Annotated in this window: 19 protein-coding genes and 1 pseudogene; 15 read left to right on the top strand and 5 right to left on the bottom strand. The window is 66.1% G+C overall.

The window, feature by feature from the left end:
• Positions 1-22 precede the first annotated feature (22 nt).
• Together LRS09_RS15630 and LRS09_RS15625 are read right to left on the bottom strand one after the other, a co-directional pair.
• Positions 23-1,609 (bottom strand): hydantoinase B/oxoprolinase family protein, encoded by a 1,587-nt coding sequence (locus LRS09_RS15630; protein ID WP_257807730.1) that lies wholly within the window; start codon positions 1,607-1,609, stop codon positions 23-25.
• Positions 1,606-3,618, bottom strand: coding sequence for a hydantoinase/oxoprolinase family protein (locus tag LRS09_RS15625; RefSeq protein ID WP_257807728.1), 2,013 nt, complete (start codon positions 3,616-3,618; stop codon positions 1,606-1,608). The genes LRS09_RS15630 and LRS09_RS15625 overlap by 4 nt, the downstream gene beginning before the upstream one ends.
• Positions 3,619-4,064: 446 nt before the next feature.
• On the opposite strand from LRS09_RS15625, the gene LRS09_RS15620 reads away from it, so the two are divergent.
• The 3 genes from LRS09_RS15620 to LRS09_RS15610 are packed head-to-tail and all read left to right on the top strand — an operon-like array spanning position 4,065 to position 6,655.
• The gene (locus LRS09_RS15620; RefSeq protein ID WP_257807727.1) at positions 4,065-4,895 is read left to right on the top strand and encodes a MaoC family dehydratase; all 831 of its coding nucleotides are present in this window, start codon (positions 4,065-4,067) and stop codon (positions 4,893-4,895) included.
• Positions 4,896-4,933: 38 nt separating this feature from the next.
• Positions 4,934-5,719 (top strand): SDR family oxidoreductase, encoded by a 786-nt coding sequence (locus LRS09_RS15615; protein ID WP_257807725.1) that lies wholly within the window; start codon positions 4,934-4,936, stop codon positions 5,717-5,719.
• Between the two features lie 6 nt (positions 5,720-5,725).
• Positions 5,726-6,655, top strand: coding sequence for a 3-keto-5-aminohexanoate cleavage protein (locus LRS09_RS15610; RefSeq protein WP_257807723.1), 930 nt, complete (start codon positions 5,726-5,728; stop codon positions 6,653-6,655).
• A 51-nt stretch (positions 6,656-6,706) separates the two neighbouring features.
• Here LRS09_RS15610 and LRS09_RS15605 read toward each other — a convergent pair whose 3' ends face one another.
• The 3 genes and pseudogenes from LRS09_RS15605 to LRS09_RS15600 all read right to left on the bottom strand — a co-directional run bounded on the left by LRS09_RS15605 (position 6,707) and on the right by LRS09_RS15600 (position 7,880).
• A complete protein-coding gene (locus tag LRS09_RS15605) occupies positions 6,707-7,084 on the bottom strand; it encodes an IclR family transcriptional regulator (RefSeq protein ID WP_257807721.1) in 378 nt (125 codons plus the stop codon).
• A 217-nt stretch (positions 7,085-7,301) separates the two neighbouring features.
• Positions 7,302-7,451 (bottom strand): annotated as a pseudogene (locus tag LRS09_RS30340) (helix-turn-helix domain-containing protein); the annotation flags it as partial.
• 141 nt (positions 7,452-7,592) lie between these two features.
• A complete protein-coding gene (locus tag LRS09_RS15600; protein WP_374684850.1) occupies positions 7,593-7,880 on the bottom strand; it encodes a rhodanese-like domain-containing protein in 288 nt (95 codons plus the stop codon).
• 283 nt (positions 7,881-8,163) lie between these two features.
• Here LRS09_RS15600 and LRS09_RS15595 point away from each other — a divergent pair, with 283 nt between their 5' ends.
• The 12 genes from LRS09_RS15595 (at position 8,164) to LRS09_RS15540 (ending at position 21,266) form a co-directional block, all read left to right on the top strand.
• Positions 8,164-9,321 carry an acyl-CoA dehydrogenase family protein gene (locus tag LRS09_RS15595; protein WP_257807719.1) on the top strand — a complete coding sequence of 386 codons (1,158 nt, stop codon included), beginning with the start codon at positions 8,164-8,166 and terminating at the stop codon, positions 9,319-9,321.
• Positions 9,318-10,100, top strand: coding sequence for an enoyl-CoA hydratase-related protein (locus LRS09_RS15590; RefSeq protein ID WP_257807717.1), 783 nt, complete (start codon positions 9,318-9,320; stop codon positions 10,098-10,100). Before LRS09_RS15595 ends, LRS09_RS15590 begins: the two co-directional genes overlap by 4 nt.
• Positions 10,101-10,104: 4 nt before the next feature.
• Positions 10,105-11,247, top strand: coding sequence for an acyl-CoA dehydrogenase family protein (locus LRS09_RS15585; RefSeq protein WP_257807716.1), 1,143 nt, complete (start codon positions 10,105-10,107; stop codon positions 11,245-11,247).
• Entirely contained in the window at positions 11,244-12,428 is a 1,185-nt protein-coding gene (locus tag LRS09_RS15580; RefSeq protein WP_257807715.1) for a PLP-dependent aspartate aminotransferase family protein, read from the top strand. Before LRS09_RS15585 ends, LRS09_RS15580 begins: the two co-directional genes overlap by 4 nt.
• A complete protein-coding gene (gene hydA / locus LRS09_RS15575) occupies positions 12,425-13,834 on the top strand; it encodes a dihydropyrimidinase (protein WP_257807714.1) in 1,410 nt (469 codons plus the stop codon). The genes LRS09_RS15580 and hydA overlap by 4 nt, the downstream gene beginning before the upstream one ends.
• Positions 13,834-15,093 (top strand): Zn-dependent hydrolase, encoded by a 1,260-nt coding sequence (locus LRS09_RS15570; RefSeq protein ID WP_257807712.1) that lies wholly within the window; start codon positions 13,834-13,836, stop codon positions 15,091-15,093. The genes hydA and LRS09_RS15570 overlap by 1 nt, the downstream gene beginning before the upstream one ends.
• On the top strand, positions 15,090-16,754 hold the full coding sequence (locus LRS09_RS15565) for a long-chain-fatty-acid--CoA ligase (RefSeq protein WP_257807710.1): 1,665 nt from the start codon (positions 15,090-15,092) through the stop codon (positions 16,752-16,754). The genes LRS09_RS15570 and LRS09_RS15565 overlap by 4 nt, the downstream gene beginning before the upstream one ends.
• A gap of 5 nt (positions 16,755-16,759) precedes the next feature.
• The gene (locus LRS09_RS15560) at positions 16,760-17,218 is read left to right on the top strand and encodes a MaoC family dehydratase (protein WP_257810205.1); all 459 of its coding nucleotides are present in this window, start codon (positions 16,760-16,762) and stop codon (positions 17,216-17,218) included.
• A 162-nt stretch (positions 17,219-17,380) separates the two neighbouring features.
• A complete protein-coding gene (locus tag LRS09_RS15555; protein WP_257807708.1) occupies positions 17,381-18,136 on the top strand; it encodes an IclR family transcriptional regulator in 756 nt (251 codons plus the stop codon).
• A 108-nt stretch (positions 18,137-18,244) separates the two neighbouring features.
• Positions 18,245-19,567: an enoyl-CoA hydratase-related protein gene (locus LRS09_RS15550; protein WP_257807707.1), complete on the top strand. Its 1,323-nt coding sequence runs from the start codon at positions 18,245-18,247 to the stop codon at positions 19,565-19,567.
• Positions 19,564-20,868, top strand: coding sequence for an aspartate aminotransferase family protein (locus tag LRS09_RS15545; RefSeq protein ID WP_257807705.1), 1,305 nt, complete (start codon positions 19,564-19,566; stop codon positions 20,866-20,868). Before LRS09_RS15550 ends, LRS09_RS15545 begins: the two co-directional genes overlap by 4 nt.
• 32 nt (positions 20,869-20,900) lie before the next feature.
• On the top strand, positions 20,901-21,266 hold the full coding sequence (locus tag LRS09_RS15540) for a nuclear transport factor 2 family protein (RefSeq protein WP_257807703.1): 366 nt from the start codon (positions 20,901-20,903) through the stop codon (positions 21,264-21,266).
• Positions 21,267-21,322 lie beyond the last annotated feature (56 nt).

Genomic DNA, 21,322 nt, shown 5'->3' with positions numbered 1-21,322 from the left:
GTTACGTTTGTTGTGATGTCCCTCATCGACCCTGTCCGGAAGGGTGGCCATGCCCACCTCCTCCCGAGGATTCGACGACAACCAGATCGCCCCTCGCGATCTGAATGTTCTGCTTGCCGCGCAGCTGGATCTGCTCCCCGTCTTCGCGGTGCAGTGTTGCGCGGAACGTCGCGCCAGGTTCGCCTCCGTCGATGCCGTATGGCGGCACGACTGCGCGTTCGAACATGGTGGTCAATGCCGTTTCGTCGCCGCGCATGCGATAGCCGCGCGCGATGCCCTCGCCGCCCTTGTGGCGACCGGCGCCGCCCGAGCCGGCGCGCAGGCGCTGGAACTCGACGGTGATCGGATATTCGCTTTCGATCACCTCGGCCGGCGTGTTCATCACATTGGCCAGGTGGACACGGGTCGAGGCCATGCCGTCTCGGTCGAAGCGGGCGCCCTCGCCGCCTGGGTGCACTTCATAGAAGGTCGACCAGCCAGTGTCGGTCCGCGTGCCGAAGATCAGCAGGCCGGCCGTCGTTGGCCCGCCGCCACTCAGCTCCCGGGCAGCGATCGGCTCAAAGGCGCGGAAGATCGCATCGGCCAGCCGCTGGCAAGTCTCGTGATTGCCTCCGACGACCGGTCGGTCATAGGCCGCGTCGACGATCGAGCCTGGACGCGTCACCACGGTGAGCGGGCGGTAGCACCCGCCCGATGGCTGGATGTCCGGACCGTAGAGAGCCTTCATCACGTAGAAGACGGCCGCGCCCGCGATGAATTTGGTCGTGTTGATCGGGCCCGGCACGGAGTCGGCGGACTCGCTGAAGTCGAACGTGGCCGTTTCATCCTCGATCGTCACCGTGACCCGGATCGGGACCGGCGCGCCGCCATGGCCATCGTCGTCCATCCAGTCCTCGCCACGATAGACGCCGTTCGGAATGGCCCTGATCGCTTCCGCCATCTGGCGCTCGGCGCGCGCGTGAATGGCCTGCATCGCCTCCTTCATCCAGGCGACGCCGTGTTTTGCCGCGAGTTCGTCCAGTCGCCGCCCGGCAACGGTCGTGGCAGCGACCTGGGCGAGGATGTCACCCTTGCGCTCTTCCGGACCGCGCACATTGGCCAGGATCAGGTCGAGCTTTTCGGCATCGAACCGGTCCGCGACGACCAGCCGGGTCGGCGGCAGCCGCAACCCTTCCTGCCAGGCGTCGCGCGCCGCCGCGAAGTAGCTGCCCGGCATCGCGCCGCCGACATCCGCCCAATGGGCGAGCGACACGGCGAAGGCATAGATCTCGCCGTCCCTGAAGATCGGGCGGATCAGCTTCACGTCCGGCAGGTGGTTGCCGCCGATCTCGGGCAGGTTGACGATCCAGACGTCTCCCGGCTCCAGCCGGTCCGCTGGCACGCGCTTGAGGAATTCGCGCACGGTGAAGGAGAGCACGCCGAGATGGACCGGCACGTCCGCGCCCTGGGCAACGAGAAAGCCTTCCGCGTCCGTCAGGGCGGAGGAATGATCGCCGGCTTCGCGCAGCAATGGCGACCGCGCCGCGCGCATGACCACCATCGACATCTCCTCGGCAATCGCCGTGAGCGCGTTGCGGATGACTTCGAGGGAAACGGGTTCGATGCTCACAGGACCACCTCCATGGCGAGGTTGCCTGCCCTGTCGGCGGTCACCTGGTCGCCCGGCGGCACGACGACGGTCGACCACTCGTCCTCGATGACGAGCGGCCCCTTGATTGCGACGCCGATCGGAAGACGCCGGCGATGGCGTACGGGAACGTCGAAGGTTGTCCCGCTCTCGAACGTCACCTGGCGGGAGCCGAATTCCGGTGTCACTTCGGCCTCGTCATTCTCGATGACAGGCGCTTCGCGCGCGTCGTTCCGGGGCGCCGAGACTTCGATGCGCAGCGAGGCAAGTTCCCACGGCTCGCCGGTGGAATAACCGTACAGCGCTTCGTGTGCCTGCTCGAACTGCCGGTTCAACCGGTCATGGTCGTCGAGGGCCGGATCGCGGATCGGCGTCTCGTAGCTCTGGCCGCTGTAGCGGATGCCGGCCGTGATGGAGACGTCGAGCCCCTCTTTCTGGTGTCCGGCTTCGATCACCGCCACCGACAATGCGTTGGTTTCGGCGGCGACCGCCTTGTGCAGCGCACAGGCGTCCCATGCCGTCGACTTCATTCCGATCGTAGTCTGCCGCGAATAGCTCATCGTCGCCTCGACGCACCCAAGCGCGGAAAAGCCGGACGAAAAGGCCGGAATCGTGACATGCGAGATGCCGCACAGGCGTGCGACCTCGGCCACGTGCATGGGACCGGCACCGCCGAAGGCGACGAGACCGAATTCGCGGATGTCGCGGCCGCGCTCCACGGTGGCGCGGCGCAGCGCCCGCGCCATGTTGGAATGCACAACCTTGGCGATGCCGGTTGCAGCCTGGAGCACGGACACGCCCATCGCCTCGGCCAGTTGCCTGACCGCGCCTTCCGCCGCGACCCGGTCGAGCACGACCGATCCGCCGAGTGTGCGCGACGGGTTGAGATAGCCGAGGATGAGATCCGCGTCGGACACCGTGGGCAGGTCGCCGCCCTTGCCGTAGCAGGCCGGTCCCGGCTCCGCTCCCGCGCTCTCGGGCCCGACGACGAGCGCTCCGCTGACGAGCCTGGCAATTGAGCCGCCGCCCGCGCCGATGGAATCCACCGCCACCATCGGCATGCGGATGCGCTGCTCGCCCAGCTCCCGGTTCGCGGCGATCTCTGCGCGGCCATTGACGATCAGGCAGACGTCGGTGGTGGTTCCGCCCATGTCGAAGGTGATCGCATGGTCGATGCCCAGCCTCTGGGCCGCCTGCGAGCTCGCGGCCACGCCGGCGGCCGGACCGGACATGGCAAGCATGAGCGGGCGCTCCGCGATGAGCGCGGGCGACGCCATGCCGCTTGCCGAATGCATAAGGTGCAGCCGGCTGTGCCGGGGTTTGCGCTCGTCGATCAGCGAGAGATGATGCTTGATCTTGGAGATCATCATCGCGTTCAGGATGGTCGTGTTCATCCGCTCGAACTCGCGGAATTCCGGACTCACCTCATGTGACAGGCTGACATGCGGCAGGGCGGCCCGAAGTGCCGCACCAAGACGCGTCTCGTGGACGGGATTGCGGAACGAGTGCAGGAGGCAGACCGCCACCGTATCGACGCCGGAGGCCGCGACCTCGCCCACGACACGGTCGATCTCGGCATCGGTCAGCGGCGTCGCGACTTCGCCTTGCGCCGTCAGCCGCTCCACGACCTCGAACCGGAGCCCCGCCGGCACAAGCGGCTTCGGCCGCGGCAGCGCGTCCATGCGATAGAGATGGCGCCTCGCGCCGCGGGCGATTTCGATCGTGTCTGAGAAGCCGGCGGTCGCGACCAGGGCGCAGGGACGGAAACGGTGCTCGACGATGTCGTTCGTGACGATCGTCGTGCCGTGCACGATCTCGGCGATCTCGTCCCACTTCAGTTCGACAGCGGAAATCGCGTCGACGATGGCGCGAACGGGTTCCTGCGGCCGGCTCGGAACCTTGGCCGAGCGCGGAGCCGCGCCGTCGGGAGAAACCGCGATGACATCGGTGAAGGTACCGCCGATGTCGATCCCAAGTCTCCAACCGTTCATACGCATCCTCGAACCAACTTCCATTTTTCGAAACTTTTTTCCTTTTTTCGAATATCCAGTTTTCCGGTGAGCGTGTCAACCGGATGATTTGAACTCCGGAAGGCGCTGTTTGCAGTGGACCGGCGGAAGACGTCGGGACGGGGAAACCGGGCAAGATTCATCGCCCCGACTCCGCGGCGCGGAGACGGCGTTCGAACGGTGCCCAGGCAATGTGCTTGCCGCAATATCCTGTTCCCCGACCTGCCACGCCCCGACGCGGGAACGCCGGCAGACCTCGTTTCATTATTTGACTTCAGATTTCACCCGACCTCCTCGAGAGTCAAGGCGGCCGAGCGCTTCAAGAGTTCATTTTGTGAATTTTCGTTTCAAATAATGAAGTGCGATTGCAAAATGTGCATTACCGAGGCATGCTGCGGCGGTAGTTGCATCGCTTGGAAACAGTGACAATGCCCCTCGACCCCCACCGACTGCTCAACCTGGATCTGCCGGTTCGCCGCTATTCCTACGAGGATCGCGAGCCGATGCTCTATGCGCTGGCGGTCGGTGCGAGCGCCACCGACCTTGGGTTCGTCTATGAGCGCGATCTCAAGGTCATACCGAGCTTCGTACAAGTCGCGGGCTACGACGATTCCTGGCTCGGTGCCGGCGGCGTCGACCTGCAGCACGTCGTCCACGGCAGTCTCGATATCGAGTTCTTCGACTGTTTCGACGCGACGGGCGTGGCCGAGATACGGACCCGGATCGCGGGCCTCAGCGACAAGGGCGAGGGCCGCGGCGGCATCGTCCATCAGCTGATGGAGATCTCGCAGCGCGGCCGTCCGGTGGCCAACAGCCTCTCCAGCCTCTTCGTGCGCGGTGCCGGCGGCTTCGGTGGCGACCGCGGCCGCCAGCCTGATGCCGTCGTCATGCCCGAGGGCCCGCCGCATGCCGTCGTCGAGGTCAGCACAGCCGCCAATCAGGCTGCCCTGTTCCGCCTGCTCGGCGATAGGAATCCGCTCCATATCGACCCGGCATTCGCTAAGGCGGCCGGCTTCGAGACGCCGATCCTTCACGGCGCCGCGACCTTCGGCGTTGCCTGCCTGACCGTTCTCAAGACCTTCTGCGACGGAGAGCCGAGCCGGATGAAACGCTTCGCCGCCCGCTTTTCGGGCCCCGTCTTCCCCGGCGAGACGCTTGTTTTCTCGTTCTGGCAGACGGCCAACGAGATCCGCTTTCGCGCGTCGGCCAAGGAACGCAATGCACCGGTGCTCGACGGCGGTCGCACGACGATCGGCTGATCGCTCCAACTTCCCAACATCAACAGGACATTCGCAGGATGAGCTCATCTGACTATTGGAGTTCGCGGCGCGCCGTCGTCACGGCGGGCGCCTCGGGCATCGGACTGGCGATCGCGACGGCGCTGCGCGATGCGGGAACCAATGTCTGGGTCTGCGACATCGCCGAGGAGCAGCTCGCGCGGCCCGAGATCACCGACCGGGGAATCAAGGCGCGCCTCTGCGACGTTTCCGATGCAGCGTCGGTGAATGCTTTCGTCGCCGAAGCGGCGGCCGACATGGGCGGCATCGACATCGTCATCAACAATGCCGGTATCGCCGGCCCCGCCGCACCGCTGCACGAACTCGACTTCGAAGCGTGGAAGAAGACGTTCGACGTCAACGTGCACGGCCAGTTCCATGTCGCGCACGCGACGATCCCGCATCTCAAGGCGACCGGCCGGGGCGGCAGCATGGTCTGCATGGCCTCCGTCGCCGGAAAATACGCCTTTCCGCTGCGCTCGCCCTATGCAAGCTCGAAGGCGGCGGTGATCTCGATGGCCCGCTGCCTTTCGGTCGAGCTCGGCCCCGACCAGATCAGGGTCAATTCGATCGCGCCCGGCGTCGTCGCCGGCGACCGCATCCGCCGTGTCTTCACCGATCGCGCCGCCACGAAAGGCATCACCTACGAGGAAATGGAAGCGCTGGCGCTGCGGGCGGTGTCGATGAAGACCATGGTCGAGTCCGACGAGATCGCCGCCCTTGTTCTCTATCTCTGCGGACCGGCGGGACGGCCGATCACCGGCCAGTGCATGAGCATCTGCGGCGGACTGGAATATACGGAGTAATCGATCATGGCCGACAAGAAGATCATCAGCTGCGCCATCACCGGCGCGACCCACACGCCCACAATGTCGCCCTATCTGCCGGTGACGCCTGACGCGATCATCGAGCAGGCCGTCGGCGCCGCACAGGCCGGCGCGGCCATCCTCCATCTGCATGCCCGCGACCCGCAGACGCAGCGTCCGACTGCCGAGCTCGACATCTGGATGCACATCCTGAAGTCGATCAGTTCGCAGACCGACGCTGTTCTGAACATGACCACCGGCGGCTCGACCTTCATGTCGATCGAAGACCGCCTGCGCGCTCCATTGGCCGCAGCCCCTGAACTGTGCTCCTGCAACATGGGGTCGATGAACTTCGGCACCTACATGATGAAGGAGAAGTTCAAGGGCAAGTGGAAGAACGACTGGGAAGAGGACTACCTCGAAGCCAGCCGCGGCGCGATCTTCCGCAACACCTTCGCCGACATCGAATACATCATGTCCAGTCTCGGCGAGAAGGGAACCCGCTTCGAATTCGAGTGCTACGATGTCGGCCACCTCTACAACCTCGCCCATATGCTCGACCGCGGCTTCGTCAAGCTGCCGATGTTCGTGCAGATCATCGTGGGCACGCTCGGCGGCATCGGACCGGGGCCGGAAAACCTCAATTTCATGAAGGAGACGGCCGATCGGCTGTTCGGCAAGGACTACCGCTGGTCGGTACTGGCCGGCGGCAGGCACCAGATGAACATGGCGACCATGGCCGCCACGATGGGCGGCAACGTCCGCGTCGGCCTGGAAGACAGCCTCTATGCCGGCAAGGGCAAGCTCGCGACGTCGAACGCCGAGCAAGTGCGGATGATCCGCACCGTCATGGAGAACCTGTCGATGGAGATTGCCTCGCCTGCCGAGGCGCGGCAGATGCTGGGCCTCAAGGGCGCGGACCAGGTCGCGTTCTGAAATCGATGCGGGACCGCCGGCAGCGCCCGATGCGCGCTGCCGGACGCGGCGTCAGTCGATGCCGCCGAGTGCCTTGCTCAGCCGGTCGGCGTGATCGCGGACCGCTTTCCGGATCTTGTCGAGATGCGGCGGCTTGGCCCGGCTGGTCGGCAGCGAGATGCCGATGACGCCAAGCAATGCGCCATCGACGCCGTGGATCGGCGCGGACACGCCGCTGACGCCGATCGCGTATTCGTCATAGGCTTCCGCGACGCCCGCCTCCCTCGCGGCTTCGATCTCCTTGCGCAAGGCAGGCAGGGTCGTGACCGTCTTGTCGGTGAACTTGCGCAGGCGCGGCAGCTTGGGAAGCAGGTTTTCCATGTCGCCCATCAGGAGCGCCTTGCCGAGGGACGAGCAATGGATCGGCGTGCGGCTTCCCAGCACGGACATGGTCTGCACCGCCTGGGCCGATTCTGCGCTTGTCGATGATGACGACGTCCACGCCCTCCAGGACGGCCAGCACCGCCGTCTCCTCGACCTCGCGCTCCAGTTCCTCGAGATGGCGCCGGGTCCAGGCGCGCAGATCGAAATTGCGAAACGCGCGAACGCCGATCGCCCACATGCGCGTCGTCAGCATGTAGCGGCTGCTGTCGCTTTCCTGGCGCACATAACCCAGCTGCGACATCTTCTCGAGCAGACGATAGGTCGTGCTCTTGTTCATGTTCAGGGCACGCGACAGGTCGACCAGCTTCACCGGCTCTCCATAGGTCGACAGGAGCTCCAGTACCTTCAGCGCCTTCTCAACTGTAGTCGACAATCCCCGTCCTCCTCCCGATGGCGATGCGCCGCGCCCGGCGTCGATGAACGACCGCCGCGATCAATCGCCCCGAACCATTCTTTTCCCGATCCGCGAACCGATTGCAATGCGAGGGGCGGGCCGCGGTCGCCCGCCGGAACTTCATTCCGGCATGTCCACGCGGCCGCCGGCCGCCTTCCAGGCGCTGATGCCGCCGGCGATGTGGCGGACCGGCGAAAGGCCCATGTCCTGCGCCGTCTTCGCCGACAGCGCCGAGCGCCAGCCGGAGGCGCAGTAGAAGACGAAGGTCTTGTCCTGCTGGAAGATCTCCTTGGCGTAGGGGCTGTCCGGATCGATCCAGAATTCGAGCATGCCGCGCGGGCAATGGAACGCGCCGGGGATCTTGCCGTCGCGCTTGAGTTCCCGCGGATCGCGCAGGTCCACCAGCACGTAGTCCTCGTTGCCCAGAAGCGTGATCGCGGTGGCCGCGTCGATCGCCTCGACCTCTGCGTTCGCACGCTCCAGTAACGCCTTGTACCCCGGTCGTGATCGTGGACGGCATCTTCTCTTCCTTTCCCGTTCCTCGTCGTTTTTCGCGCTCGTGAGCCACGGTAACAGACCCGTGGCCGCTTGACAGTCGCATCAAAATACAAAATCATAGTTCATATAATAAAACAACTTCCGGATCGGCCTCTCTCTCGACGCCTCCGCATTCGACAAGGATTTCAGTGCCATGCCCCCACTCCTGAGCGACGAGCAGACGATGATCGCGGAGGGCGTCCGCGCGTTCGTCCAGGCTGAACTCCAGCCGCATGAAGCACTGGTGGAGAAGCTCGATTCGGTGCCGGACGACCTGTTTCGCGAGATTCAAAAGAAGGCGATCGCCGCCGGCTACTACGCGCTCAACATGCCGGAGGAGCATGGCGGCGGCGGTCTCAACGCCAGCCAGCGCTGCGTGGCGGAAATCGAGTTCGGCCGCACCAGCCGGGCGCTCGCGGTCATCTGCAACCGCCCGGCGCCGATCCTGAAATCTTGCGTCGGCGACCAGATCGAGACCTATCTGAAGCCGGTGATCACCGGCGAGCGCTGGGAGTGCTTCGCGCTCACCGAGCCGGGCGCCGGGTCGGATGCGCGCGCCATCACCACGCGTGCCGTGCGCGACGGAGACGACTTCGTCATCAACGGCACCAAGCAGTTCATCACCATGGCGATGCGGGCGGATTTCATCATCCTGTTCGCCGTGACCGGTATCGACAGCACCCCGAAAGGCGAGAGCAAGCGCATCACCGCCTTCCTCGTCGACAAGGACACGCCCGGCATCGAGGTGACCCCGCTCGACGTCGTGTCGAATCGCGGCATGAAGTCCTGCATCATCTCCTTCACCGACGTGCGGGTGCCGGCGCGCAACATCCTCGGCGGCGAAGGCAACGGCTTCGGCATCGCCAAGAGCTGGATCTTCTCCGGCCGCGTGATGCTGGCGGCAAACTGCATCGGGCTTGCCGAGCGCGCCATGAAGATCGCGGCGGAATGGGCAAATACGCGGACGGCGTTCGGACAGCCCATCGGCCGATTCCAGGGCACCGCCTTCAAGCTCGCCGACATGGCGATGGAGATCCACGCCACGCGGCTGATGGTGCTCGATGGCGCGGCCAAGATGGACGCCGGCACGATCACTCAGCGCGAGGCCTCCCAAGTCAACCTGTTCGGCTCCGAGATGGCCGGCCGCGTCACCGACAATGCGCTCCAGATCATGGGCGGCATGGGCATCACCAAGGACATGCCGCTGGAGCGCTTCTGGCGCGACGCACGCGTGGAGCGCATCTGGGAAGGCACCTCGGAGATCCATCGCGACATCATTTCCAAGGACGTGCTGCGGGAGTTCGCGGCATGAGTGCCGACCAACGCATCAAGGTCACGCGCAACGGAGCGATCCTCGAGATCCTGTTCGACCATCCGCCCGCCCATGCGGTGAACCAGAAATTCAGCCAAGACCTGACGGCCGCCATCCAGCTGCTCGAGGACGATCCGGATCTGAGGGTGGCGATCGTCTCGGCCACCGGCGACCGGATGTTCTCGGCCGGGTGGGACCTGAAGGCTGTCGCGGCCGGCGAGACGGGCGAGGATTTCGGGCCTTACGGGTTCATGGGCCTGCAGCGCACGAAAATGTCGAAGCCGGTGATCGCCGCGGTGAACGGCCTCGCCGTCGGCGGCGGCTTCGAGTTCTCGCTCTTCGCGACCCTCGTCGTCTGCGCGCCGCACGTCGAATTCGGCCTACCCGAGCTGCAGCGCGGCTTCATTCCGGAGGCCGGCGGCCTCTGGCGGGCGCACCGACGCCTGCCGCACAACGTGGCCTCCGAACTACTGCTGACCGGGCGCCGGCTCACCGCCGAAGAGGGCCTTCGCCTCGGCTTCGTCAACCGGATCGTGCCGCGCGAGAGCCTGATGGACACCGCCCGCGAGATGGCGGCCGGCATCGTTGCGTCGGCGCCGCTCGCCATCGCCGCCTATCTCGAAGTGCTGCGCGAGGTCGAGACGCTCTCCGACGCCGAGGCTTTCGAAAAACTCTATTCGGGCCTGCCTGCCCGCGATCGCATGCGGGCCTCCGACGACTTCGGCGAAGGGCCGCGGGCCTTTGCCGAGAAACGCGCCCCGCAGTGGAAAGGACGTTGAGCAGATGGATTTCGAACTCTCCGAACAGCAGAGGCTTATGCGGGACAGCCTGCGGTCGTTCCTGACGCGCGAATGCCCGATCGAATATGTCAGGGCATGCGACGAGGAGGAACGGTTTCCGTTCGAGCTCTACGACAAGCTCGCCGCCGAAGGTTGGCTCGGCCTGCCGATTCCGGAAGCCTATGGCGGCATGGGCGGAAGCTGCACCGACCTCGCGGTCTTCCTCGAAGAGTTCGCCCGCCACTTCGAGGCCGGAGCCAACATCTTCTACACGACGATCGTCATCGCAACCGACGCCATCACCCATTTCGGCACCGAGGCGCAAAAGCGCGAGCTGCTGCCGAAGCTCGCCAAGGGCGAGATCCGCTTCGCCTTCTCACTGTCGGAACCGAACTCGGGTTCGGACGCAGCCAGCCTTCGCACGCGCGCCGTGCTCGAGGGTGACGAGTGGGTGATCAACGGACAGAAGATGTTCTGCTCCTGCGCCCAGGAGGCGGACTACATCCTGCTGATGGCGCGCTCCGACGCGGAAGCGCCCAAGCACAAGGGCATCACCATGTTCCTGCTCGACCCGAAGACGCCGGGGGTCGAGATCCGCAAGCTCAAGAAGCTCGGCCTCAAGCCGATGGACCTGAACGAGATTTTCCTGTCGGACGTGCGCCTTCCGAAGGACGCCATCATCGGCACGGCGAACAATGGCTGGACGAACGCGCTCAAGACGCTCGACTACGAGCGCTGCTGCCTGTCGGCCGTCAATGTCGGCGCCGCGCAGACCGTGCTCGACAAGTCGGTCGCCTACACCAACGAGCGCGAGCAGTTCGGGCAGAAAATCTCAAGCTTCCAGCTCACCCGCGCCAAGCTCGCCGACATGGACATGGAGATCGAGGCCGCCCGCCTGCTGCTCTACCGCAGCGCCAACCTCGTCGATCGGGGCATCCCGAACAACAAGGAGAGCGCGATGGCCAATCTCTATTCTTCCGAGACCTACGTCCGAGCCGCGCTTAACGGCATGCGCATGATGGGCGGCTGGGGCTATCTGATGGAATATGACATGCAGCGCCACTTCCGCGATTCCAAGCTCGCCGAAATCGGCGGCGGCACGTCGGAGATCCTGCGCATCATCATCTCGCGAGAGATCACGAAGTGACGCCGGCGGCGGGCGATCATATCGGCACGCTCGCGGTGCATGCCGGCCATGCGCCGGAGGAGCATATGGGAGCGGCGGTGCCGCCGCTCTACCAGAGCGTGACCTTTGTCGCCGCCGACAGCGATGCGCTGGAGGAGATCAACGAGGGTCGTCGGCGCGGCTATGTCTATAGCCGGATCAGGAACCCGACGGTCCTCGCCGCCGAGCAGCGGCTGGCGGCGCTGGAAGGCGCGCAGTCGGCCGTGCTGTTCGCCTCAGGCATGGCTGCGGTCGCCGGTGCGCTCGATCCGTTCCTCAGGTCCGGCGACGAACTGGTCTCCCTGCCCGACATCTATGGCGGGACGCTGCGCTATTTCACTGAGATCCTGCCGCAGCGCGGCGTCGACGTGCGCTGGGCGAGGTCGATCGATGCTGCCGATGTCGCCGCCTGCGTTAGTCCGAAGACGAAGATCATCTATGCCGAGACGCCGACGAACCCGCTGGTTCGCATCGTCGATCTCCCGGCGCTGGCGGCACTGGCCGCGCGCTCGTCGTCGATGCTCGTTGTCGACGGCACGCTGGGCGGGCCGCTGAACCAGAAGCCGCTGGACCTGGGCGTGAATCTCCTCGTCCATTCCGGCTCCAAATATCTGAACGGCCATGGCGACGTGCTCGCCGGCGCGGTGGTTGGGTCGCGGGAGCTGACGCGCAAGGTCCGCTCCGCCCAGCAGGCGAGCGGTGCGATCATGGATCCTCACGCCGCCTGGCTTCTGATGCGCGGCATGGCGACCTACGAGCTGCGGATGCAGCGGCATAACGCCAGCGGGATGGATATCGCCGAGTTCCTGGAAGGACACGAGGCGGTCCGCAAGGTCCATTTCCCCGGCCTCGCCTCGCACCCCGACCACCAGCTGGCGCGGCGGCAGATGTCCGGCTTCGGCGGGCTGATCTCCTTCGAGGTCGAAGACGGGCGGATGGCGCGGCAGGTCGTCGACCGCACCCGCCTGTTCGGCATCGGACCCAGCATCGGCGGCATCGAAAGCCTGATCAGCCAGCCGGGAAACACCTCGCACCATTCGGTAACGCCGGAGCGGCGGCTTGAAATGGGCATCACGCCCGGCCTCGTTCGTATCTCCGTCGGGATAGAGGACGCACGAGACCTGATCGCAGATCTCGCCCAGGCGCTGGAGACTTCACCATGAGCGACCTTGTCATTGCGAACGGGCTGGTGGTCCTGCCCGAAGGACCACGGAAAGCCGATGTGGTCATCGCCGGCGAGACGATCGCGGGCATCACGGAGCCCGGCACCGGTCGCGGAGAGCGCGTCATCGATGCGGGCGGCAGGATCGTGCTGCCGGCCGGCGTCGATCCCCACGTCCACCTGCTCGTCGGCTTCATGGGCCAGCGCAGCGTCTACGACTTCGAATCGGGCGGCATCGCCGCGCTGCGCGGCGGCACCACGGCGATCGTGGACTTCGCTTTGCAGCGGCGCGGCGGCTCGATCCTGAAAGGCTTCCACTATCGCCGCAAGCAGGCCGACGAATTCGTGACGCTCGACTACGGACTGCACCAGATCATCACCGACGTGAACAAGGATAGCCTTGCCGAACTGGCGCAGTTGCGCGCAGAAGGCGTCGCGTCGCTCAAAGTCTACATGATCTACGAGGACGACGGGCTGAAGCTGGAGGACGGCCAGCTCCATGCGCTGATGCAGCAGGCGGCGAAGGACGACCTGATGCTCGTCCTCCACGCCGAGAACGCGGGCATCATAGAGCGCCTGCGCGCCGAAGCGGTCGCCGCCGGCCACACGCATCCGCGCTGGCATGCGCTCACGCGCCCGCCGATCACCGAGGTGGAGGCGATCCAGCGCGCCATCCTTTTCTCCGAGGATACCGGCTGCGGCGTTCATATCCTGCACCTGGTGGCGCAGGGCGGCCTGCCGCTGGTCGAGGCGGCGCGGCGGCGCGGCCTGCCTGTGACGGCCGAGACATGCACGCATTACCTGGCGCTCGATGAGAGTGCGCTGGAGCGCGACAATCCACACGAATACGTCATGAGCCCGCCGCTGCGCTCGCTCGACAACCAGGCGGCACTCTGGGAGGCGCTCAAGTCGGGCGTGCTGTCCGCGGTGACGTCGGACGAGGTGTCCTATTCAGCCGCGGCCAAGGCGATGGGGGCCGGGTCCTTCGCAACGATCGCCAACGGCTGCACGGGCATCGAGGCGCGGCTGCCGGTGCTCTACACGCTGGGCGTCGCGCAGGGGCGGCTTTCGCTGCAGCGCTTCGCCGAGCTCTTTTCCACCTGGCCCGCCGACATCTTCGGCTTCGGCGACCGGAAGGGCCGCATCGCGCCAGGCTACGATGCGGACCTCGTCGTCATCGACCCGGAAGCGCGCCGCACGATGGGCAAGCAGAGCGACTACGGCGACATCGGCTACAATCCCTACGAGGGCATGGAACTCACCGGCTGGGCGCGGCAGACCGTCTATCGCGGCAAGGTCGTGGTCGAGGATGGAAAGTTCCTCGGCACGCGGGGCCAGGGACGCTTCCTGAAACGCGGCGCGCCACGCCGGCCGCAGATCGCGCCGGATGGCGGAGCAGCGGCCTGATGAGCGAGCTGCCGCCCGAAATTAGCGAGAGCCTGCGTGCTGACTTCGACGCCGTCGCGGCGATCGGCCGGGATCCGGCAGGCGGCTGGACGAGGCCGGCCTATGGCGATCGCGAATGCGAGGCGCATCGCTGGTTCGCGACGACCGCTGAGGCTGCGGGCCTTGCGGTGCGGCAGGACGCCTTCGGCAACTCGATTGCCCGTCGCGAGGGTCGCACCGGCGCGCCGGCCGTCGCCATCGGTTCGCATCTCGACACGGTCACGCGCGGCGGTCTTTTCGACGGAGCGCTGGGCGTGCTCGCCGGCCTGGAGATCGCCCGCCGGGTCGTGCCCGGACCGGAAGACCTCGCCCTCGAAATCATCGCCTTCCGCGACGAGGAGGGCCGTTTCGGCGCCCTCACCGGCAGCCGGGCGATGGCCGGCGACCTGCCGCACGACGCCCTCTCGTCGATGCGCGATGCCGACGGCATCAGCCTGCGGAGCGCGATGCGGGATGCGGGCCTTCCGGTCGAATCCGCCTCGGCCGCCAAACGGAACCTGGAGGAGATCGCAGCCTATCTCGAACTGCACATCGAGCAGGGACCGGTTCTGGAGACGGGCGGCGAGAGCGTCGGCATCGTCACCGCGATCGCCGGACAGAAGCGCCTGGCGATCCGCTTCACCGGCACGGCCGGCCACGCCGGCACGACGCCGATGGACCTTCGCCACGATGCGTTCGCTGCGGCGGCGGAATTCGCGGTCGGCTTCCGCAGCATGATCGTAGACGAAGGCCAGGGCACCGCGCGCGGCACGATCGGCATCGTCAAGACGAGCCCCAATCAGGGCAATGTGATTCCGGGCGAAGTGCGGATCGGCCTCGAAATCCGCGATGCGTCGGCCGCGCTTCTGGCACACCTAGCCGAGCGCACCGCCGCACTCGCGGCCGAGGCGGGACTACGGCACGGCGTCGAGGTCGGCCACCGCGTCATCTACGAGGCGGCCCCGGTGCCGATGGCTCCCCAGCTGATGGACCTGCTGGAGGGAGAGGCCCGCGCGCTCGCGATACCGTGCCGCCGCCTGCTTTCGGGTGCGAACCACGACGCCGGCATCCTCGGCGCACACATTCCGGCCGCCATGCTCTTCGTCCCTTCGCGCGGCGGCGTCAGCCACACCCCCGAAGAGCACACCGATTGGCACCACATCGAAGCGGCGACCGCCGTGCTCGAAGGGTGCGTCCGACGGCTGATTTCGGCCGAACAGACGATGAGCTTTCCCGCATGACCGACGGAAAATCCCAATCCCCATTCTGGCCGGCCGGCCTGGACTTTCATCTGCCGGTCGCACCGGGCAACGCGTTTGCCAACCTGCTGAATGCCGCCCGGCGCGATCCATCGCACCCTGCCCTGCTCTACTACGGCGCGGTCACCAGCTACGGTAAACTGCTCGCCGACGCTGAAGCGCTTGCCGGCTATCTCCAGAACCGCTGCGGCGTGCGCAAGGGCGACCGCGTCCTGATCGACATGCAGAACTGCCCCCAGTTCGTCACCGCCTTCCAGGCCGTGCTGCGCGCCGACGCAGTCGTCGTGCCGGTCAATCCGATGAACATGGCGGCTGAACTCGAGCATTATATCGCCGACAGCGGCGCGTCCGTCGCGATCATCGGCGACGAGCTCGTCGAGCGCTTCGCCTCGCTGGCCAACCTGCCTGAGAACGTGATCGTCGCGCGCTATGCGGATGCCGCACCCGCCGAGTGCAAGTACCAGCTGCCCGAGGTGATGCTGCGAGCACCGGAGGAGCTACCGGCGGACCGCTTCACCCGATTCGACGATGCGATCGCTGGCGGAGAGCAGCCCTCTGCGATGACGGCCGGCGACGACGACCTCGCAGTGATGCCCTACACGTCGGGCACGACGGGACGTCCCAAGGGCTGCATGCAGCCGCACCGCTCGCTGAAGTTCACCGCCGTTGCGCAGGCGATATGGTACGGTTTCGACCATAACAGCGTCCTCACCGCCTTCATGCCGCTCTTCCACGTCGCCGGCATGCAGGCGTCGATGGGTGGCGGCCTCTATGCCGGCGCGACGCTGCTGTTGCTCACCCGGTGGAACCGCGACCTCGTCGCGCCGCTGTTCATCGAACACGGCGTCACGTTCTGGTCGGCCGCGCCGACCATGATCGTCGACGTGATGGCCGGCGACCAGTTCGACGAGCGTGCCTTCGAGAAGCTCACGGTGCTGACCGGCGGCGGCTCCTCGATGCCGACCGCGCTCGCAGAGCAACTGGAGAAGCGCTACGGGCTGCGCTTCTGCGAAGGCTACGGCCTGTCGGAGACGATGTCGGCCACGCATATCAATCCGACCGCGCGCCCCAAGCCGCAATGCCTCGGCATTCCGATCTTCGATACCTATTCGCTGATCGTGAAGCCGGAGACGACCGAGGAACTGCCGAATGGCGAGGTCGGCGAGCTGCTGATCGCCGGTCCGCAACTGATGCGCGGCTACTGGAACCATCCGGAGGCCGACCGCGAGGCCTTCGTCACGATCGGCGGGCGCCGTTACCTGCGCACCGGCGACATGGCCTACCGCGACGACGAGGGCTACTATTTCATCGTCGACCGGCTGAAGCGCATGATCAACGTGTCCGGCTACAAGGTCTGGCCGGCGGAATGCGAGGCGCTGCTCTACCGTCATCCGGACGTGCAGGAATGCTGCGTCATTGCCGTTTCCGATCCCTATCGCGGCGAGTCGGTAAAGGCCTTCGTCACCCTGCGGCCGCAGGCGCGCGGTCGGGTCAGCGAGGACGACATCATGAGCTTCGCCCGCGGCGTCATGGCCGCCTACAAGGTGCCGCGCGCCGTCGCCTTCGTCGACCAGCTTCCGCGTTCCGGCAGCAACAAGATCGACTGGCGCCGGCTTCAGGAACAGGAGCAGGCAAAAGCGTGAGCGACATGGACAGCGGTAAGCAGATCTGGCTCGAGGACTTCGTCCCCGGAACCGTGCTCACCTCGCCTCCCCGGCTCGTGACGATCGAAGACATCGACACCTGGGCGGCGCTCACCGGCGAACGGCATCCCGTTCACATGGACGACGCCTTTGCGCAGGCGGCCGGTTTTCGCGGGCGCGTCGCGCACGGACTTTTCAGCCTTGCTCTGGTCGAGGGGCTGAAGGCCGAAATCGGCGTGTTCGAGCGCAGCGTCATCGCCTCGCTCGGCTGGAACAACGTCAAGTTCTCCGCGCCTCTCTACCCCGGCGACAAAGTGCATCTGCGGCTCACCCTCGTCTCGAAACGGGCAAGCTCAAAGCTCGGAAAAGGCATCGCCGAGGAGCGCGGCGTGCTCGTCAAGGAGGACGGAACCGAGGTCGTGAGCGGCGACCATGTCATCATTCTTCTGTCCCGGCCGGAATGATCGTTCCATTTACGCGAAAGTCGGCAGACATTGACTTCTCTTTCCGCCACTCCTAATCAGACAGCGAAATTTCCGATTTCCGGAAGTTTATTTCCGTTCGAAATTCGGAACCTGCGCCGGACGTTCGGCGACCTCGCTGTCCTGAAAAGGAGTCGGCTGTTCATGTCGGATCAGGAAGATTCACCGCTCGGCCGCGCCCTGCGGATCATCGAGCTTCTGGCCGGGGCACCCGAAGGCATGACGCTCAGCGAGATCGCCGCGGCGACCGACCTTGTCATGACCACGGCGCATCGCCAGCTCGCCACCCTCACCGGCCTCGGCGTCGTGCGCAAGACCCGCGCCAAGACCTTCGTCGTCGGCGAGCGGATGGTCCGCGTCGCGGCCCGGCTGTCCGGCGGCGCGGATGTCGCCACGCTTGCCGAACCGGTGCTGCGCGAACTCGCCGACAAGTTCGGCGAGACGGCGTTTCTCGCCCGCCTGGACGGGACACATGTGCAGTTGCTCGCCACGGCGTTGCCTGACTCCAAAGGGCAGGCCTATGCGCAGCCCGGCCGCGATATGCCGCTTTATGCGGCTGCGTCCGGCAAGATCCTACTGGCGCTGCAGGACGAAGCTTTTATCAGCCAGTATCTGAAACTGAAGCGCCACGCCTACACGCCGAACACGAAGACGTCGGAAGAGGATATTCGCGCCGACATCGCGCGGGCGCGGGCACGCCACATCGCCGTCTGCGACAACGAATTCGACCCCGGCATCCTCTCCTACGCCTGCGCCGTTCTCGATCCGCGCACCAACGAGCCCTATGCGATGGCCATCTTCGGCCTGGCCGAGCGCTTCGGAACCGTCAGTTCCGCCACCGTGGAGACGCAGCTCATCAATGCTGCGGAACGATTGCGCCGCGGCCTGCAGGCGCATTGACCGTTGTTTCGCGTATTCTGGATTACGGAAAAAACTTGCAAAAAACAGAATATTCTGTTCTCTGCAATTGTCGTCCCCTGACGGCTTTTCCGATGCTGGAGATGCGGCGTGGCTGGTGCCGAATGGCCCCGAATTGACAGGTTGGACGACCCGGAGCCGGTCGTTTCTCCCCTGTGGGGCCGCTATCTCTTGGCGCACTGGCTGGATGACTGTCTTCTTGTGACGCTCGACGACCCTTCGGGACGCGCCAACAAGACCTCCGACCTGTTCAAGACCGAGTTCGACGCGCTGCTGCATGCGCTCGAGACCGGCTTGGCGCCCGCCGGCCTGCTGTTCCAGTCGGCCAAGCCGTCCTTCGGGGTCGGTGGCGACATCGGCCAGGTTCTCGGCTACGCGGAGCGCGGCATCGAGGCCAGCATGGCCGATTCCGAAGCGATCAAGTCGCTCTTTCGGCGCCTGGAGAAACTTCCCTGTCCCTCGGTTGCGCTGCTGGAGGGCACAGCCGCCGGCGGCGGCTGGGAACTGGCGCTTGCCTGCAACGCGCGGTTCTGCATCGCAGGCGGCTCCATCAGACTCGGACTGCCGGAAGTCGAGTTCGGCCTCGTTCCCGGCGCCGGCGGCATGCTCAGGCTGCCGCATCTGGTCGGGCTGGAAAGCGCAGGCCGGCTGATCGCGGGCGCGGCCATGCTCTCGCCCGAAGAGGCATTCGCCTGCGGTCTCCTGACCGGAGTGGCCGCCGATGGCGCAGCCCTGCTCCGCGCCGCACTAGACTGGCTCGGACAGCGGCCTGATCCGCGCCGCCCATGGGATCGGCCCGGCTATGACATTACCCCCTTCCCATCTTATCCCGGCCCTGTCGCGGGTGCGCCCGGTGCGCAGGCTGCACCCCGCGCACTGGCGGCGCTGGCGGCTATCGCCCATGTCCCCTTCGAGGAGGCCGGACGCATCGAGAGCCGCTGCTTCGCCGAATGCGCCACGTCGGACGAGGCCCGCGCGCTCGTCGGCCTCGGCTTTTACGACCGCAACCGGCTTCGCCAGGCGACGGACGACGAACGTGCCGCCCTGGCACGGGTCGGCCGGCGCCTGGGCTGCGTGAAAGAGCGGCTGACGCTACCGAGGACACCCAACCCGGATGAGGCGGAATGCCTGGCCTTCGCTCAGGCCGCCGAGGCGTTGCGCATCCTCCGCGAGGAGATCGCCTTGCCGGCGGCGATCGTCAACGTCGCCTCCGTCGAGCAGGCGGGTTTTCCGAGCCGGACCGGCGGTGTGCTGCGCTTCATCGCCGGGATGGGCATGCAGGCCTTCCTGGCGCGCGCCGACACGCTCGCGCGCCACTTCGGCGCTCCGTTCCACATCGACATCGCCGCGGACGATGCCGCGCGCCTGCTCTCGGACGCCGAGAGCCGAAATCATCAAGGGGAAACAGGATGAAACGACTTCTCAGCACCGGCCTCAACGCGGGCTCCGACACGGTTGTCGAGGTTGTCGGCGGCAAGGGTGCCTGGTTCGAACTGGCCGACGGGCGCAAGGTGCTCGACGGCTCGAACTCCGCCGGCGTGCTCGGCCACGCGCATCCCGACATGGTCGAGACGATCCGGCGCGCCGCCGAATACCCGGCGGTGAGCGAAGGCTGGTTCTTCCGCGAGCGCGAGAGGTCCGCCGAGGACCTGATCGACATCGCCTTCGCCGAGGAAAAGGATTGGATCGGCGCGGTCCGTTTCGGACTGTCCGGCAGCGAGATCAACGATCTCGCCCTTTCGCTTGCGCAGGCGGTCACCGGCCGCTCGGCGATTGCGACCCGCGAGCGCGCCTATCACGGCCTGACGGGGCTCGCGCGCGAGGTGACCGTGCAGCCGCAATGGCATGGCGGGTTGTCGAAGATGTCGGGCGGCGTCAGCCTGCCGGCCCGCGCTGCCGATACGCGCATCATCGCAGCTCCGACCGGTTCCCTATGGGGCGAGCGCGTTCGTGACCTCGAGCCCGAAGGCCAGGCCGAGGTCGAGGCGAAGCTGGCAGGCGCCGCGGCCATCATCATCGACTACAGCCAGGGCGGCATCTATCACGACGCCGGCTGGCAGGACATGGTCGCGGGTGCGGCACGCAACACGCAGACCCTGTGGATCGCCGACGAGGTCATCACCGGGGGCGGCCGCAGCGGGCGCTGGTTCGCATTCCAGGGCGGCGAGACCCGCCCTGACATCGTCACGATGGGCAAGTCGCTCGCCGGCGGCATCGCCCCGATCGGCGCCGTGATCCTGTCGAAGGAGATGGTCGAAAAACTCGACGGCGCAGCCTGGCAGGCCTATAGCACTTTCCGTGGCCATCCGATCGCGATGGCCGGCGTGCGCGCCTATCTCCGCGTCATCAAGCGCGACCGGCTGATCGAGCGCGCCGCGGAACTCGCGGCGATGATCGCGCCGCGCCTCGTCGCGATCGCCGAGAAGCATCCGAGCGTCGCCAGGGTCGACGGTCGCGGCATGCACTGGACGATCGAACTCCACGGCCCCCACTGGAAGGACTGGCGCGCCGACACGTCGGCCGTTCCGGTCGCCTCGCGCGTCTCCGGCCGGGCCTTCGACAATGGCGTGGTCATCGGCACGAGCGGCGAGGAGACGTCACTGTTCCTGGCGCCGCCGCTGATCGTCTCGGATGCCGAGATGAACCAGATCCTCGACGTGCTCGACGACGCCCTGTCGGTCGCCGACGAGGCACTCGCCGGCCGTTCGGCCTGAACCGAAATTACAATCTTCAAGGGAGAGCTTCGATGAGCGAAGAAGACCAGATCCGTGCCGTCCTCAAGGACTATTTCGACGGCCTCTATTTCGGCGACATGACGCGTTTCTCAAGCGCCTTCCATCCGGCCTGCCGCCTGTTCACGGTGGCTGACGGCGCAGTGCAGACCATCGACTACGCGCCCTATATGGAGCGCTGCGCCGGACGCAAGGCACCGGTCGAAAGCGGCGAACCGCAGGTGGCAGAGATCATCGATCTGACCGTCTCAACCTCCGACACCGCCCACGCACGCGTCCGCGACGCGTTCCCGCCGCGCACCTTCGTCAACGAACTCAGCCTGGCGAAATCGGAAGGCTCCTGGAAAATCGTCTCGAAGCTCTACCACGCCTTCACTTGATCCGGTCGACCTCGAGCGGGTTAAAGCAGTTGTCCGGCTGGGACGCCGTAAACCTG

It is taken from the genome of Mesorhizobium sp. J428 (genome assembly GCF_024699925.1).
GTDB lineage: Bacteria > Pseudomonadota > Alphaproteobacteria > Rhizobiales > Rhizobiaceae > Mesorhizobium_A.
This window is presented reverse-complemented; position numbering and strand designations above follow the sequence as displayed.

Bases quoted from the DNA above. Each gene is read 5' to 3' on its own strand.
- LRS09_RS15625 (WP_257807728.1), bottom strand. From the start codon at position 3,618: ATGAACGGTTGGAGACTTGGGATCGACATCGGCGGTACCTTCACCGAT.
- LRS09_RS15620 (WP_257807727.1), top strand. From the start codon at position 4,065: ATGCCCCTCGACCCCCACCGACTGCTCAACCTGGATCTGCCGGTTCGC.
- LRS09_RS15615 (WP_257807725.1), top strand. From the start codon at position 4,934: ATGAGCTCATCTGACTATTGGAGTTCGCGGCGCGCCGTCGTCACGGCG.
- LRS09_RS15610 (WP_257807723.1), top strand. From the start codon at position 5,726: ATGGCCGACAAGAAGATCATCAGCTGCGCCATCACCGGCGCGACCCAC.
- LRS09_RS15605 (WP_257807721.1), bottom strand. From the start codon at position 7,084: ATGTCCGTGCTGGGAAGCCGCACGCCGATCCATTGCTCGTCCCTCGGC.
- LRS09_RS15595 (WP_257807719.1), top strand. From the start codon at position 8,164: ATGCCCCCACTCCTGAGCGACGAGCAGACGATGATCGCGGAGGGCGTC.
- LRS09_RS15590 (WP_257807717.1), top strand. From the start codon at position 9,318: ATGAGTGCCGACCAACGCATCAAGGTCACGCGCAACGGAGCGATCCTC.
- LRS09_RS15585 (WP_257807716.1), top strand. From the start codon at position 10,105: ATGGATTTCGAACTCTCCGAACAGCAGAGGCTTATGCGGGACAGCCTG.
- hydA (WP_257807714.1), top strand. From the start codon at position 12,425: ATGAGCGACCTTGTCATTGCGAACGGGCTGGTGGTCCTGCCCGAAGGA.
- LRS09_RS15570 (WP_257807712.1), top strand. From the start codon at position 13,834: ATGAGCGAGCTGCCGCCCGAAATTAGCGAGAGCCTGCGTGCTGACTTC.
- LRS09_RS15565 (WP_257807710.1), top strand. From the start codon at position 15,090: ATGACCGACGGAAAATCCCAATCCCCATTCTGGCCGGCCGGCCTGGAC.
- LRS09_RS15560 (WP_257810205.1), top strand. From the start codon at position 16,760: ATGGACAGCGGTAAGCAGATCTGGCTCGAGGACTTCGTCCCCGGAACC.
- LRS09_RS15555 (WP_257807708.1), top strand. From the start codon at position 17,381: ATGTCGGATCAGGAAGATTCACCGCTCGGCCGCGCCCTGCGGATCATC.
- LRS09_RS15545 (WP_257807705.1), top strand. From the start codon at position 19,564: ATGAAACGACTTCTCAGCACCGGCCTCAACGCGGGCTCCGACACGGTT.
- LRS09_RS15540 (WP_257807703.1), top strand. From the start codon at position 20,901: ATGAGCGAAGAAGACCAGATCCGTGCCGTCCTCAAGGACTATTTCGAC.